This is a genomic window from Colwellia sp. MB3u-55, from assembly GCF_014076785.1.
In the GTDB taxonomy this organism is placed as follows: Bacteria; Pseudomonadota; Gammaproteobacteria; order Enterobacterales; family Alteromonadaceae; genus Colwellia_A.
Window position 1 is genome coordinate 151,377 of record NZ_JACGUS010000116.1, and the last position, 16,966, is coordinate 168,342.

The following is a 16,966-nucleotide window of genomic DNA, read 5'->3' on the forward strand; positions in this document are numbered from 1 at the left end:
CCTGAGTAGCTTTTTGGTTAGCTTTTAATAAATTGTTGTTGATATTGTTTTGGGGTGCAGTTAAACGACTCTTTAAAGCATCGACCAAAATATGTTTGTGAAGAAAAACCAACATCTAAGGCTATTCTGCCAATTTTAGAACCATTTTGTAGCAATATCTGTGCTTTTGCTAGACGGAACTCTTTAATGAAGTTATTAGGTGTTGTGCCCAGAGTTACTTTCATTTTCCGTTGCAGCTGGCGTTCACTCATCGCCATATTACTGGCTAGATCTTGAATACCCAAATCAGTTTCCAAGTACATCTTAGCAACAATGGTTTCTAGTTTTTCTATAAATTTTTCATCAACAGATAAAATAGCACTTTCGCTTGGAGTTAACTGCGACACTTTTTTTACGCTACTTTCTTTTTGTTGTTCTTTTTGATGGTCACGAAATTTATGTAAATAGTTCTGCTGGAGCAATTTACGATTTTCAATCAAATTTTCAATACGTATTAATAATTCCTGCTGATTAAAAGGTTTACTTAAATACTCATCCGCTTGTAAATTAAGGCCGTGAAGACGACTATCTAGGTCTGAACGGGCGGTAAGCAAAATAACGGGAATATGAGAAGTGAGTTCATTTTCTTTTAATTGCTTAAGAACTTCGAAGCCGTCAATACCCGTTAACATAATATCGCACACGATAAGGTCTGGTATATATTCCTCGGCAATAAGCAGTCCTTGTTCTCCACTCATTGCTAATAAACAATGATGCTGCTGTTCAACCACACGTTTTATGTGATTTTGCATATCGAGATTATCTTCAATAACCAACACGACATTATGTAAATGATTTTGTGTCTTAGTTTTATTATTATTTTGCTCTAACAGCAGTGATGATACTTCGCTTTGAGATACACTCATTGGCACTTGAGTTTCTATTTCGACAGCGGTAGCTAAAGGTATTGATAGAGAAAACTTACTGCCTTTATTGTATTCACTGACTAAATTGATACGCCAGTTATGCGCTTTTACCAATTCATTAACTAAAGATAAACCAATACCTACACCAAAAACAGCATGGTTTTTTTCATCATCAGCTCTTTGAAAGCGTTCAAAGATTTTACTTTGTGATGCTTGATTAATACCTATGCCGGTATCTGTAATCTCTAAAATAACATTATCTTGATCAACATAAGTACTGATCTTGATGCTACCGCCAGCAGGGGTATATTTAATCGCATTAGCAAGTAAGTTGAAGATGATTTTTTCAAAACCCTGAGCGTCACATTCTAGCCAAAGATCATCAGATATATCAGTATCAAAACTTAAATCATTTTGTTTAGCTAAGCGTGAAAATGAATCAATTGGCATAGCCATTAACTGACTTAATCGATAAGTAGACAATGAAAGCTTAGGGTTGTCAGTAAGGCGTGAGAGTTCTAATAGTTGTTCAACCATACGAACTAAACGCAAACCATTACGCTTAGCGGTAGTAAGTTCCAGCCCCTCTTCTTTACTGTGAGCTTTGAGTAGGTATTGGTCTAAAATGCCATTAATAATTGTTAATGGTGTCCTAAACTCATGGGAAATGTTCGCAATAAACTTATCTTTTAAATCTAACATCTGCTTTTCAGCTAACTTTCGTGAAGTTAAATTAATAAAGGTAATAACAATAAGGGGTTGTTCTTCGCGATCTGCCCACTGCAATTCAACCTGAACAGGGAATTCAGTACCATCGGCACGTCGAGCGGAACACTCTACTGAAATACCGATATCTTTACGTTGTAAGGCGTATACATTACTTTTGAAGCCAAAAAAGTAGTGCATAGTGTCTTCTGCAGAAAAAAGTGCGCTGACATTCGTGCCTTTCAATTCATGTTCTAAACTTTGGAACAATTGAACCGCGGCAGGGTTTGACGATAATATTTCGCCGCCCGTTGATGTCGTCAAAATAGCATTATTAGATGCACGGACAATGGCTTTGTCTTCACTATTAAGAATTGAGCTGAGTAATTTATGGTTTGTCTGTATTAACGCTTTTTGTTCTTGTTGCTGAGTAAAAGCGTTTTCCTTGAATTCAAGCGTGTTTTTTCTTTTATTGTAAGCAATAAGAATGACTAAAATAAAAGCAATAACGCCCCAAATACCAATAACAAAAGACTGCCAGAAAGAATTTGTAATGTAGTGTGCCCCAACTTCTAAACCAACGATATGAATGCTAAAAATAATACTCACCAGCAATAAAATGTAAAATTCGGGAAAGGTATCTTTTGAAATAGGTTTGGTCGGTCTTTGAATGTTTAATGATGCACTTGCGGCAAAAATAAGACCACAGTATGGGATTAACGCTATTAAGCTGTTCGTATAATTGTCTTTATAAAGGGCTTGCTCTTCAAGAAGAAAATAATTATTAGTGTTATCAACTAACAAAGCTAATGAGGCAATGGCTAGTGGCCAATAAATAGCGCGCCAAAACTTTTCACGACAAAAAATAACACAGCTGATTAGTCTAATAAAAATGAGGCCAGAAATGGTTATATGAAATAATAATGACGGTAATAACCTGTGATCTAACGCTTTTGAAAACTCTTCTGGCAGTAGTACGAAATAACAAAAACAAGTGACTGTAAAAAATAGTGCAGGTACTCGACCCGCAATGTATTTATTGAGTGGTGTTTCGCTGAGATGCGGGTTGGTTTCTATGGCCAGTAAGATAAAAAAGTAACTGAACAAAGAGAAAAAATCTTGCAGGATTGGGGAGGTGTTTATGTAGTTACCGGCAAAGATAACACCCGAAATAAGATCAATAATGATAGCGAGAGATAAAAACTGCCAGAACAATTTTAATGAACGTGATCTGGTCTGTAAATAGCTATGAACAACAAAGAATACTGCGGTAGCCTGTAATAATATAGTAGGAAGCGATAGCAAAAGAGCAGAGGAAATATCAAGAGTGTTGGTGATCGTTGCATAGGGTAATAAGGTTAAAATTATTGTAATAAATAAAAGTATTTTTTTATTAAAATATAGCAATGATGTGATCCAATATTAAAGTGACGTTTAGTATGTTGCCTAATCATGAGGCTTATTATTTTCTCCTTTAATAAATATAGTATACATTAATTTAACACTATATAAATGAATGAAAAGCTTTCACTGGCTATTTATATCGTTGAGTAAAAAGGCTAATTTTTTAATATTAGCATTCGACAATTGCCGATAATCAAAATAGGGACAGACAATTAAATTTTTAGCTTTATCAATAGCAAATTGCTCATCTAGCCAAGTGAAACTAGCGTTTAGTTGATTTGTCGCTAACAAATGCTTAGCGTAGGTTTTCCCACAAATAATATGCAGAGTGTGCTTAGTGGTTGTTAACTGAGGCGGAGAAAATAATAAAGCCGTTTGAGAGCCTTGCTGCAGCAAAAATCGCTCTCGATATTTTTGCCAAGTTGGCGCAAGCGTTGAGTAAGCGAATTTTTCTTTATCAAGTGCGTAAAGCAGCTTTGCATAAACATTGAAAACTTTCCGCCAACCATTGCCGCAAGCTTGATTAATCATCTCTATTTCGCCCAAGGTTAGCGGCGATAGACAAGATAATTGCTGATATTCAAGCATACTCGGTTTATTACCAATATAAACGGCGATGCTAAAGTTTGAACAACCTAAACCAATATTGCTCACGTGATATGACAGTACTGCTGTCTATTCATCAGGTAAGGCATTATCTAAGGTTTTTAAAGAACGTAAAAATAAACCTAGCCCACCGATGGCTAATATAAGTATTACGATTAAATCAAAAGAACTCATAGTCTTAAAGGTAAACCTTATTGAAGATATTACCCCAAAGATTAATCCTGATATCGAGCCAATGGCTAACACCCAACCTAAAATATTTTTACTGTTATAAAAAATAAGCCCAACACCAAATATGAAAGGGATCATTATCATGCCACTAGTTACATTATAGTTGCCACCCATAGCTGAAAAAGCATACAGGCGAACGCCCATGCCAAAAGTAGATGTTACTGTGATCGAATTTAGTAGCATATAAAAACCACTACACATCATAATGATGCCAATAAAAAAGTGACTTAAGCCACCCGAAGTTCCACCTGCTCCTTTCATGGGTATTCCTTATTATCTTTGTTATTTTTCAGCTGAGTAGGGCTCTTCAGCAAGAAGATAAGCTCTTAAATCGGCTTTGTTTGGTTGCTGATATAGCCACTCTCTAAGGGCTTTAACTTTCGCATAATTTTCTTCACCAAATTTATCTTGGTATATTTCTGTAAAGTTTTCTTTCGTGCTATTAATACGAATGTTGCGTTGCCAATGTGCGGTTAGTACCGTATTTAAGGAGCCCGTTAAATTTTCTTTTTTGAGTAATTCCCATTCACCTTTATCTAACCAAACACCACCGACATTGACACTGTAGTCAATACGGTGATTTGTCGAGGCAGATAGTCGAAATTTACGCATAATAGTGCCTGTTACTGGGCATAACATGGCTTGTTTCGTTTCAACAACTTCACATTGAATATTGTTATCAAAAGAAAACTGTGGATTACGTTCTTTCCAAGCGACATAATCTTCAATTAAGATCCAATGCCCACCACAATTCGAACAAGTATGTGCTCTAAAAAGCCCTTCGATAAAACTAGGGGTTAACTCACCCTGCTTACAACTAGTACATTTCATTATTATGTCCCTGTTAAATGTTATCTTTGTAAAATTTACGTAAACCATCATATAATCATTGATTGATATAAGTCACGAGTAAAATGAATAAAATCAGGATACTGTAGGCTTTTATTTTTATGATTTTATGTAAACAATATGCTAATTTGTTTTATTTGAATTTTATAAAAACTGTATTTGTTGACATATTATGTCACAAGTGTATGGTACATATAAAGAATAAACACCACAATGATTAGCCGGTGTTCGCTATGTGCTTTAAGGATAAACAATGGAACAGCTACTAGAAGTCGCTTCAAAATTTCCCACCGTAATATATTCGACACTGCTAGGTGTCGTGGTTGTTTATTGGCTTATTGGCATGTTAGGTCTGGTCGATTTAGGATTAGCTGGAGATGTAGACCTTGACGTAGAAGTAGACACCGAACTTGATACTTCTGTTGGCGGGCTGACCGGTTTTATGCTGACTTTTGGTTTGACAGGGGTGCCGTTCACCTTAGTTTTTAGCATTATTATCCTTACTTGCTGGCTAATCAGCTTTTACCTGCAATTATATATTTTAGCTTGGCTGCCCGATGGTTGGTTATATTATCTGTTCGGCGTTGTTAGTGGCTTTATTGTCTTTCTAATTTCCCTGCCATTAACTGCCATTGTTATTCGCCCCTTAAAAGGAATGTTTAAAAGTGTTGAAACCTCTATGAGTATTCAGCTGGTCGGTAAAAGTGCGACGATTGCAACGCAAACGGTTAGTGAAACCTTTGGTCAAGTACGAATATATAATAAGGGCGCAGAAATTTTACTAGATGTACGCTGTGACCCAGAACACCGCTTAAAAAAGGGTGACAATGTGCTACTGATAGAATATTTAAAAGAAAAGCATATCTATATTGTCGCGCCGTATGACGAATAAATCATAATCACATTATAAGAGACTTGGTCACGCAGTTGTGACCGTTGCATTTACATAAAAGGAAAAAAACATGGTAATGGAACCACTTTATCTAGCGATTGGCATTGGCGTACTTTTAGTCTTTTCACTACTAATTATGATGGCTAAATTTTATCATAAAGTAGAGCAGGGCCAGGCATTAATCATTAATAAGCTCGGCGCTGAACCAGAAATAAGTACTAATGGTGGTATGGTTATTCCTATTATCCATAAAAAAGAAATTATGGATATTTCTACTAAGCGAATGATGTTAGAACGAAAAGGGCGATCTGGGCTTATTTGCCAAGATAACATTCGTGCTGATATTACTATTACCTTTTATATCCGGGTTAATGAAACCAAAGAAGACATTCTACGTGTGGCAAAACAAGTTGGTTGTGAGCGCTCTTCTTTCCCTGAAACCCTGCAAGAACTTTTTGAAGCGAAGTTTTCTGAAGCCCTTAAAACTGTCGGCAAACAATTAAACTTTACTGATCTTTTTACTCAACGAGATATTTTTCGTGACAAGATTAAAGAAGTTATTGGCCAAGATTTATCAGGTTACGTACTTGAAGATGTCGCGATTGATTTTCTTGAACAAACATCGATTAACGATTTAGATCCTAATAATATTATGGATGCTGAAGGTATTAGGCGCATTACCGAGTTAACCGCTCAACAAAGTGTTGAAACCAATGACTTGAAACGCCAAGAAGAAATACGCATTAAACGACAAGATATTGATGCTAAAGAAAAAGGTTTAGAACTTGATCGCCAATTAGCCGATGCCCAAGCTAAACAGACGCGAGAAATTTCTACTGTAGAAGCTCGAGAAGAAGCGGAAACAGCTAAAATTGTGCAAGAAGAGTTTTGTAAGTCTGAACAGGCAAGAATAGCGACTGAACAGACAGTCGCTGTAGCTGAAGAAAATAAGCAGCGTGAAGCTGATATCGCGCAACAAAATCGTTTTAGAGCCGTGGCTATCGAAGAAGAAAAAGTGAAACGTGCCCGTCAAGTCGAAGAAATAGATCGTGAAAAAGAAGTTGAAACACTACGAATCGATAAAGAAAAAGCCCTAGAAATAGAGCGTAAAAATATTGCTGAAGTACAGCGTGAACGCATCATGGTTGAAAAAGGCGTCGCTGAGGAAGAAGAGCTTATTAAAGATTTACGTGTGGTTTCAGAAGCGAACCGCCAAAAAGATGAATTGGTTATCAAAGCCAAAGGTGAGGCTGAGCAAGCATTGGTTAAAGATATTGAATCAGCTAAAGCGCAAGAACAAGCGGCTGAGCATATCGCAAGAAAAATGCAAACCATTGCCGATGCTGAATTGAAAGCGGCGAGTAAACAGGCAGAGTCGAAGAAAATATTGGCTGAGGGTAATCAAGCAGAAGCTGCATCGCAAGGGCTTGCTGAGGCTCAAATTACCTTAGCACAAGCTGATGCACACGAAAGACAAGGCGAGGCTGAAGCTAAAACACTCGAACTTAAATTGACCGCTGAAGCTAAAGGTATACAAGAAAAAGCCTTAGCAGAAGCGACGGGTTTACGTGAAAAACAAGATGTACTTAACGCTATGTCTGAACAAGCCAGAGAGTTTGAAACCTTTGGTTTACGTTTAAATCAAGAGCGTGAATTAACCTTAGCGAAACTAGAAAATAGTGTTGCGTTAGCTGAGAAGCAAGCGGGTGTATTAGCAACGGCATTAAGTGAAGCCAATATTAATATTATGGGCGGCGATGGCGAGTTCTTACGTCAGTTTATGAACTCTATCACGGTTGGTAAGTCTATCGATGGGTTAGTTAATGAAAGTGAAACAGTAAAAACCTTGTTTAAAGATCACTTAAATGGCGACCGCAATATTATGGACGATTTAGGTGGTGTGCTCGCTGGTGCTGCTCAAACGAGTGAAACCATGAAAAATTTCAATATGTCTAAGTTATTATCAACATTAAATAATGCCGACGACACTCAAAAAGGCGCATTGGCTAGTTTGTTAAACTTAGCGAACAAAAACTCGTCAGACGAAAAATAGTCATCAAGTATTAATTAAGCAATGCACAGTGTTCCATTCAAGGATAACTGTGCATTAGCTCATGGAGTCTCATATGTCAGATAAGGATAGCGTCACTAATCAGGCTGTTGCGGAAGGGGGTTCATATGAACTTATTCAGCGCAGATTGTCAGCCTTAGGCAGTGATCTTAATACACAAATTAAGCAGCTAAATGACAAGCGCATTGTTACGTTTGGCTCCACCGAGATGAAAGTTAATGCTCGTGTGCGGGTTAGAACTGAGCATAATTGTGTTGCTAGAGATATTGCCGCCATCGGAGATACCTTACTTTTTGGCTATAACGTCTTTCTCGGTTTAAAGCGCAATATTACCGTCTCAGATGTTTTTAGTTTGCACCAAATAGAAGGTGATAAAGATGACATTGAGATTATTGATCTTCCGGTACAAGGTAGTTTTCTTGACGATGCTGAGTTTGTCCGTGATTTTGATGAGTTATACACCTATTACAAAAAAACATTTCTAGCCCATGTTTATCGACAAGGCAGTAAAGTATTTGCCATCTTTCGAATTGGTGAACGCCTTGACGATATTAGAGTATTCCGTTGGGGTATCGACGCTGATCACCAAGTTAGCTATATCGATAATCGTGGTGAAAGAGATATAAAGCAGCCAGAAAATTTTGACTTTGAATGGCATAAAGTCTCTCGAGAGCAACAAGAGCAAGGTAAACACCCACATTATAATTTATATGACATTTTGTTTGTCGAAGCTATTGGTGGCTCAATTACTTTAAAAGTTGAGAATAATACCACCGCAGGTCAAGGTATATATTCTGAGCCAGTCGAAGATGAACATCAGTCTATAGATGACGCTGAAATCCATTACGCCAGAGTTGGTGAGCTTATTTTATTGAAAATAAAGCCGTATCGTGAAACTGACACTCGCCATTTAATTTTTAATGCTAAAACTCAGCAAGTGATCAGGCAAGATGCTATTGCTCATGCTTGTATTCAGTTACCAGAAGACCACGGTATTATTTTTCCTGGTGGATACTATTTGCAAAATGGTGAACACAAAAGCTTTGAAGATAATGCCGAAGATTTACAGTTACACCGAGTGGTAAAGTCGCCAAACGGTGAAGACTTTCTCTATATATTTTATGAGCCAAATGAAGGGCAGTACGCTTTGTTTGGTTATAATTTAATTACGAGAACATTGCAAAACCCTATTTATGGTCATGGGCAAAGTTTATACAATAACGGCAGAGCCGTGGTTTTTAATGCCGAGTCCGAGCCATCACGTGTTCATGCCATGCAAATATGGCAAACGCCTTTTTGTAGTGAAGAGTTTGCTAGTAACCAACCGGTTGATAATAGCTTCTTTGGCAAAATAGGTAATCCTGAACTGGTCCGCGGTATTTCTGATTTATACAGTGTCGCTAAATTGATCTCGGTGCAAATACCAAGCGCGCAGCATTTTAATGATTTAGTGAAAGAGTCTAAACAAATCTTTGATAAATATCATTGGCTTAATGATGAAGAGCTGATTTTGCTGCATGATCTTATCAAGCAAATCGCGATCACCTCTGAATTGGTTATAGATGAATTTGAAAAAGTCACCAGCATTAAAGAAAACTCTGATCGGGCCTTAATTCAAGCAAAAGAAAAGCTAGCGGAGCTAGTAACACAAGTTCAAATTTCGGGTTTTGAGCATGCCTCACAATTCGTTGACTGCTTATCGGCGTTAGCCCAATTTAAAGGTGAATTGATTTCTCATAAAGACTTACGTTATATCGATGTTGACGCAATTAATGCCATGGAAACTCACTTAGATACGTTAACGAAAGAACTTAGCCAAGCAACCGCTGATTTTCTCCAACAAGACGATGCTTTAACGCCTTATCAAAAGACCATAGTTGCATTAGAAAAGGCGATAGAAAAAAGTGAATCGGTTAGCTCATTAAAGCCGATTCGTACGGAAATTGAAGAACTTGTGCAAGGATTAGAATTACTTAACCGCACAATGTTGTCACTAAAAATTGAAGATAGCCGACAAAGAACACGTATTCTAGAAGATATTTCAGCAGTTTTTAGTCAAATAAACCGCGTTAAAGCTAATGCTGATTTGGCGGCTAAAAGTGTCGGTAGTGAAGAAGCACGAGCAGAATTTGGTGCCCGATTTAAACTATTAAGTCAAAGTGTCACCAGTGCTTTAAATGCGAGTGATTCACCGCAAGCATGTGATGAGCAACTTTCTCAAATTCTAATTCAGTTAGAAGACTTAGAAAGCCAGTTTAGTGATTATGATGAATTTTATAATGAAATTATCACTAAAAGAGACGAGATATACGATAACTTCGAACAACATAAGCAGCAGCTGATGGATGCACAGCAGCGTCGTTGTTTGAATTTGATGACGGCAGCGGAGCGCATTATTGAAGGTGTGATCAGGCGGAGTCAATCATTTAGCGAGCAAAACAAATTAAACAGCTATTTTGCTGGTGATCCTATGGTTGCCAAGCTTAGGCAACTAATTTCACAGCTTAGAGAGCTTGATGACAATGTTAGAGCTGATGACATTGACGCTCAATTAAAAAATGCTAAAGAGCAAGGCATAAGAGCACTGAGAGATAAAACCGATATTTATTCTGCTGACGGTAGTTTAGTTAAAATAGGCGACCACCAATTTTCGGTGAATCGTCAAAAATTAGAACTGACCTTATTACCTCGTGATGGTGACATGGTCTTGCATATCAGTGGTAGTGAATACTTTGAAACGCTACCCGCTGAATTATTTGTTGGTACTGAATACCTTTGGCAACAAGCGCTGGTCTCTGAATCTGAAAAGGTCTACCGAGGAGAGTATTTAGCGGCAACACTATTATTTGAGGCTGAATTTACTGGCCAAGCTAAACTTGAATATTTAAAAGCGGCGGTAAAAAACAATGAATTAGGTGAGGTGGTTAGAAAAGCGGCTGAGCCACGTTATCAAGAAGGTTATGATAAGGGCGTGCATGATGCCGATGCGGCATTAATTCTAAAGCAATTACTTACTTTAAGAGAATCTATTGGCTTGTTAGCTTATCCGGTCTTGGAAAGAAGACTCGCGCTACTTTTTTTCACCACAAAATTAGCAGATAGCGGCCGAAAAGATTTATTACAGCGCAGTCATAACCTCTATATCATGGAAGAAACTTTTGGTGATAGTCAATTACGTCATCAGCTTATTAAGGAATTGGCTACGCTATTAGATAGCTATATTGAAAGTCAGCCTTGGCTGAAATGCGACACGTTATTGTCAGCAACCTACCTATTAAAAGAGTTAGCTTTAGCCGAACAGAAATTTGTTATTAAAGAAAGTAGCGTTGAGTTAGCTAATCAACTGGAGAGTCAGTTAAAGCATAATAGCCTAGAAAAACAACTCAGTGGCGCATTATTGGGTTGTTCGACACTAGAGCAAAAACATCAACTTTACTGGGCGTGGTTGCAGGCTTTTTCTTCGCACCAGAGTATGAATATCCATCAAGATATTATTGATGAAGCCGCAATTTTTATGCTGTTGCAAGAGCAATGTGAATTCTATACTTCATTGGCTGACACCGAAGGTGTTGTTGATGGTTTATTGGGGCAGCATGGGCAAATATCGGACAGAAAAATTGCGATAAATTATCAAGAATTTATCACTCGACTTCGCCAATTTAAAAATGAACATGAACCGGCATTCAAAGGTTTTCATATTCAAAAACAAAAGGTATTAGCGGCACAACGCAAACGTTTACGCTTAGAAGAGTTTAAACCAAGAGCGCTGTCTTCGTTTGTGCGTAATAAATTAATTAATGATGTTTATTTCCCGATTATTGGTATTAATTTAGCTAAACAAATTGGCGCAGCGGGTAATAATAAACGCTCTGATTTAATGGGATTATTACTGCTTATTTCTCCCCCTGGTTATGGTAAAACAACGCTTATTGAATACGTTGCCAGTAAGCTAGGTATGACCTTTGTTAAAATAAACTGTCCGTCGATAGGACACGATCAGTTGTCATTAGATCCCGCTCAGGCAAATAACTCAACAGCTAAAAATGAAGTTGAAAAGATTAACTTAGCCTTCGAAATGGGTAACAATGTCATGTTGTACCTTGATGATATTCAACATACTAATCCTGAGTTTTTACAAAAGTTTATTTCCTTATGTGATGGCTCAAGAAAAGTGGATGGAGTTTGGAATGGTGACAGTAAAACCTATGATATGCGTGGGAAAAAATTTGCAGTTGTCATGGCAGGTAATCCTTATACCGAATCAGGTGAGGCATTTAGCATTCCTGATATGTTGGCTAACCGAGCCGATATTTATAACTTAGGTGATACCTTAAGTGGTCGAGAAGAAGAGTTCTCTTTAAGCTTTATTGAAAATAGCTTAACCAGTAATCGCTATATCGCACCACTAGCGACCCGAGATATGGGCGATCTCTATAACCTAGTTAAAATTGCTGATGGTCAACAAATCGCGACAACTGAGCTAAAACATCATTACTCGCAAGCAGAGGTCAATGAAATAGTCGCGGTTATTCAACGTATTCGTAAAATTCAAGCGACGGTATTAAAAGCTAATCAACAGTACATTGCCTCTGCCGCTCAAGACGATAAGTACCGCACTGAACCTTCGTTCAAGTTACAAGGCAGCTATCGAAATATGAATAAGATGGCGGAAAAAGTAGTGCCAGTTATGACCGAAGAGGAAGTTGAGCAGCTTATCGTTGATCATTATCGCGGTGAAGCGCAAACACTCACCATAGGCGCTGAAGAAAATTTACTTAAATTAGCCGAGCTGCGCAACAATCAAACCAGTGAAGAAAAAGTGCGTTGGCAACAAATTAAGGCAGATTTTGTTCGTCATCAAAACTTGGGTGATAGTGATAATCCGATTGCGGCTGTTGCTAGCCAGATATCGTTATTGCAAAAAGGGCTCAATCAAATAGGAGAAGCCTTGTTAGAGCCTAAATCTGCAGCGTTAGATACCTTAAATGAAACGCTTGCCAGTCTTAAACTGCAAGTGAATATTGAAAAACCAGATGATTCAGCGTTAGCTGAAACGTTGGCGTTATTTAGTGAAAATATGGCGTCTTTTTTAACGCCGCTGGTGAATGCGTTACAAAGTAATAAAAATGTCGATTTGGCGATGATTGATACTTTAAAAACACTGAACCTGACTACTGAAAAATCAGTAAAAAGTTCTGAGACACATATTCAAAAAATTAGTCGAGAACTCGCTTCAGAAAAAAAAAGTAGCGATGAGCTTTTTGCGGACGAGACCTAGCTAACATCGGCTATGCTAAACGAGAAAATAGTTGCCAGTAGTAAAGATAAACTAAGAAGATGCCTTGTTAGCTTTAGACAAACGAAAACATGTTGGTTTGTTAATAACGATGCGTTTTTGGGAGTTATCTCAGTTTGAAGCACTGCGCAGAAATTAATATTTATTGCCAAACCGAGAGCACATAACGTTATACTCCCTATACACGTATGACTGAATGCTAATGGTAGATGTTTAAAGTTATTAGCCCTTTTTAAATGATACTAAAACCGTGCTTTAAAAAATATTATCTCACTTGTTTTCAAAAGTGAATAAAGCGTCAATAATGAACGTTCAACATAAAAATGATGGAGCGCAGCTATGAATGAAAAAATTACAGCACTTAAGTCAGAATTAGCACTCCTTAAGGAACAATTTGCTAGAAAAATTACTGATGCAGAAATTCGTTTAAAAAATATGATTGAACAAGAAAGCCTAGATACTTCGGTTGAACGTGGCTATAAAATTCAAGCTTCTTTTGAAGAGCCCGTAGATTCTTTATCTAATGGTGAATGTGTAATTTTACTGCATGGGCTTGCACGTTCCGCTAACTCGATGAAAGCTATTGAAAAACGATTGTTAGCAGAAGGTTATTTTGTGATAAATATCAACTACCCTTCTAGGGATTATTCGATAGAAGAGTTGGCTGAAAAAGTGATTTCTAAAGCGCTATTAATTTGTGAAAATCGTCAAGTTAACTTTGTTACCCATTCAATGGGCGGTATATTAGTTCGCCAATATTTAAGTATGCACAAAATACCTAATTTACATAAAGTCGTGATGCTGGGCCCACCAAATAATGGCAGTGAAGTCGTTGATAAACTTAAAAATACACCTGGCTTTAGTTTTATAAATGGTGATGCGGGTATGCAATTAGGTACTGGCGAATTCAGTGTCCCTAGTAACCTTGGCAATGCTAATTTTGATTTGGGTGTTATTGCCGGTAATCAAAGTATTAATTGGATATTATCAACACTTATTCCTGATAAAGATGATGGTAAAGTTTCGGTTGCTAGTACCAAACTTGATGGTATGAATGATCACATTGAAATGGAAACGACCCATCCATTTATGATGAAAAACGAAAAAGTTATCGAACAAGTTATCCATTATCTAAAATCAGGGAGTTTTCAAAAATAATTCGGCTAGAAAACTTGCCTTTACTAATGACCTGTATATACTCACAGTAACAACTGTGTAAATTTACAGGCCCCCTATGCTAAATGAAATCAGCGAATTACGCCCTCTAACGAACCGACAACAACAAGTTTTTGATCTGATCAAAGACAAGATAAGCGATACGGGCATGCCACCAACGCGTGCTGAAATAGCCAAGTTTTTTGGCTTTAAATCAGCAAATGCAGCCGAGGAACATTTAAAAGCTTTGGCTAAAAAAGGCTATATAGAAATGTTACCAGGTACTTCTCGCGGCATTCGGTTGACTGAGAAGTTAATGGAAGAAGCCGGTTTACCGTTAATCGGCAGAGTTGCTGCAGGTGAACCTATTTTAGCTGCAGAGCATGTTGAAGATCATTATAAAGTAGACGGTAATTTGTTTCATCCAGCCGCTGATTACTTATTGAGAGTTAATGGCGAAAGCATGAAAAACATTGGCATACTTGATGGTGACTTGTTAGCAGTTCATCAAACGACCGATGTACAAAATGGCCAAGTAATTGTTGCTCGTGTCGAAGAAAATGTTACGGTTAAACGTTATAAAAGAGAAGGTAATATCGTTTACTTACATGCTGAAAATGATGATTTCTCTCCTATAAAAGTTGATTTGTCTGACCAAGAGTTTAATATTGAAGGGTTAGCTGTTGGCGTTATTCGCTCGGCAGACTGGATGTAATTAAGTTAATCTTTTTAATAAACTTAGTGGTAACGAACTAAGTCAATTTATCTAACAAATACGCTATTAAATAAGTCAAACCGATCCGTTAACTTTAGTCTATAACATAGGCTAAAGTTTGCTTTTATACCCTTTCGTATTCTTTTCATGCAAACCTTCCTCTTTCCTAAGAATAATTTTCATTCTAAACCCCATTCAAACAACTTTATCTTTTTCTGATTAAAAAATAACCACTATCAATTTTTGTAATACGCGTAGTTATACTTAGCTGTTTATTTTTAATACTACGGCTACAGCCCTTTGTTATTAGGCATTATTTTATATTAGAGTTGATACTCTATTGTTTTTATTGGTTTTTATTTTAAAATAGCTCGATTTTTAAATTGACCCAGATCAACTTTTAAGTAATTCTAGTTTGGAATGTGTACAAATATAAATATAAGGCGATGTTTTCGACGCTAACTGGTTGATAACAAAATCGCTAAGAAAATAATAAAAATCCGTACTAAAGGATGTGTTTTGTCCTAGGTATCAAGTTTTAAACTTTTATAGGGTGAAGGAGATGTCGTGTGAAAAGACGTAACCTAGGTTGGCTGTTGTTGGGGAGTGTTCTTTCCAGTTCAGCTTGGGCAGATATGCAATTAAATCTGACCAAGGGTGTAACAGAAGTAAGTAGAGATGTTTATGATCTACATATGCTCGCAATGTATATATGTGTAGCAATCGGTGTGGTTGTTTTTGGTGCTATGTTTTGGTCAATGGTTTTCCACCGAAAATCCAAAGGGGCTAAATCAGCAGATTTTCATGAAAGTACAAAAGTAGAGATTCTCTGGACAGCAATTCCCATTGTCATTCTTATCGCTATGGCTGTACCAGCAACGAAAACACTGATCGAAATGGAAAATAACGACGATTCTGACGTTACCATTCAGATCACAGGTTCTCAGTGGAAGTGGCATTATAAATATTTTGATCAAGATATTGAGTTCTACTCCGTTTTATCTACGCCAAGACCACAGTATGAGACACAAGAAGGTAAACACCTTAGTGTTGATGCCGGCGACAAAGTCAAAGGTGAAAATTATTTACTCGAAGTTGATAAACACCTTGTCATTCCAGTTAATAAGAAAGTAAGATTTTTAATCACTTCTGACGATGTTATTCATGCCTGGTGGGTACCTGCTTTTGCAGTAAAGCAAGATGCTATCCCAGGATTTATTAATGAAGCATGGACAAAAGTTGACGAGCCTGGGCTATACCGAGGTCAGTGTGCTGAGCTTTGTGGTAAAGATCACGGTTTTATGCCTATTGTTGTCGAAGTAAAGTCTGAAGCTGATTATGCTCTTTGGCTCGATGAGCAACACGAATTTAATGCGCAAGCTGCTGCTGCTGAGAAAGCGTCTCTTAACGCTTCCGCATCAATGGATGAACTGATGACTTTGGGTGAAACTACCTATGTTGCCTACTGTGCTGCCTGTCATCAAGTTTCTGGTGCTGGTCTACCTCCAGCATTTCCTGCACTTAAAGGAAGCTCTGTTGCTACGGGTAGTATTGCTGCGCATATTGATATTGTACTCAATGGTAAAGCGGGTTCAGGTATGCAAGCTTATGATAAGCAGTTAAGTATGAAGCAAATTGCTGCAGTTGTGACCTATGAGCGTAATGCTTGGGGTAACAATACCGGCGATGTCGTACAAGCCGCTGATGTTAAAAGTTTTGCTAATGATTCAGGCAATGACACAGAAACACCGGTAAAAGTCGCTGAAGTGGTTGTTGAAGAAGCCCCAGCAGAAGATCTAACTAGAGTGTATAGCGAAGATGAATTGATGGTTATGGGTGAGCAAGTTTACATGAAAGCTTGTGCTGCTTGTCATCAAGTTTCTGGTGCGGGTTTACCTCCGGCATTTCCTGCACTAAAAGATAGTGTAATTGCACTGGGTGACATTGCTGTGCATATAGACATGGTTATTAATGGCAGTAAGAAAAACCCTGCTATGGCTGCTTTTGGTAGCCAGTTAACTAAAACCGAAATAGCGGCTGTTGTTACTTATGAGCGTAATGCTTGGGGCAATAACACCGGTGATTTAGTACAACCTGCAGCCGTTGATGCTGCTAGTGCGAAGTAGGGGGATATAAA

Annotated in this window: 10 protein-coding genes; 6 read left to right on the forward strand and 4 right to left on the reverse strand. The window is 37.7% G+C overall.

Annotated features, from left to right (window positions below):
- Positions 1 to 17 precede the first annotated feature (17 nt).
- The 4 genes from H4J66_RS12680 to H4J66_RS12695 form a co-directional block, all read right to left on the reverse strand.
- Entirely contained in the window at positions 18 to 3,017 is a 3,000-nt protein-coding gene (locus H4J66_RS12680; protein WP_259369119.1) for an ATP-binding protein, read from the reverse strand.
- Between the two features lie 120 nt (positions 3,018 to 3,137).
- Positions 3,138 to 3,668 carry a DUF6942 family protein gene (locus H4J66_RS12685; protein WP_182175276.1) on the reverse strand — a complete coding sequence of 177 codons (531 nt, stop codon included), beginning with the start codon at positions 3,666 to 3,668 and terminating at the stop codon, positions 3,138 to 3,140.
- Positions 3,669 to 3,689: 21 nt separating this feature from the next.
- Positions 3,690 to 4,112: a hypothetical protein gene (locus H4J66_RS12690; protein WP_070375479.1), complete on the reverse strand. Its 423-nt coding sequence runs from the start codon at positions 4,110 to 4,112 to the stop codon at positions 3,690 to 3,692.
- Between the two features lie 21 nt (positions 4,113 to 4,133).
- On the reverse strand, positions 4,134 to 4,682 hold the full coding sequence (locus tag H4J66_RS12695; RefSeq protein WP_182175278.1) for a zf-TFIIB domain-containing protein: 549 nt from the start codon (positions 4,680 to 4,682) through the stop codon (positions 4,134 to 4,136).
- 271 nt (positions 4,683 to 4,953) lie between these two features.
- Between H4J66_RS12695 and H4J66_RS12700 the strand changes: the two genes are divergently transcribed.
- The 6 genes from H4J66_RS12700 (at position 4,954) to coxB (ending at position 16,955) form a co-directional block, all read left to right on the forward strand.
- Positions 4,954 to 5,592 (forward strand): OB-fold-containig protein, encoded by a 639-nt coding sequence (locus H4J66_RS12700; protein WP_182175280.1) that lies wholly within the window; start codon positions 4,954 to 4,956, stop codon positions 5,590 to 5,592.
- A gap of 76 nt (positions 5,593 to 5,668) precedes the next feature.
- A complete protein-coding gene (locus H4J66_RS12705) occupies positions 5,669 to 7,645 on the forward strand; it encodes a flotillin family protein (protein WP_070377118.1) in 1,977 nt (658 codons plus the stop codon).
- A 73-nt stretch (positions 7,646 to 7,718) separates the two neighbouring features.
- A complete protein-coding gene (locus tag H4J66_RS12710; RefSeq protein WP_182175281.1) occupies positions 7,719 to 12,941 on the forward strand; it encodes a DNA repair ATPase in 5,223 nt (1,740 codons plus the stop codon).
- A gap of 357 nt (positions 12,942 to 13,298) precedes the next feature.
- Positions 13,299 to 14,117 (forward strand): alpha/beta fold hydrolase, encoded by an 819-nt coding sequence (locus H4J66_RS12715; protein WP_310650656.1) that lies wholly within the window; start codon positions 13,299 to 13,301, stop codon positions 14,115 to 14,117.
- A 76-nt stretch (positions 14,118 to 14,193) separates the two neighbouring features.
- Positions 14,194 to 14,829 carry a transcriptional repressor LexA gene (lexA, locus tag H4J66_RS12720; RefSeq protein WP_182175283.1) on the forward strand — a complete coding sequence of 212 codons (636 nt, stop codon included), beginning with the start codon at positions 14,194 to 14,196 and terminating at the stop codon, positions 14,827 to 14,829.
- A gap of 569 nt (positions 14,830 to 15,398) precedes the next feature.
- Positions 15,399 to 16,955, forward strand: a complete 1,557-nt coding sequence (gene coxB / locus H4J66_RS12725) for a cytochrome c oxidase subunit II (protein ID WP_409049364.1) — start codon at positions 15,399 to 15,401, stop codon at positions 16,953 to 16,955.
- The last annotated feature ends 11 nt before the right edge of the window (positions 16,956 to 16,966 follow it).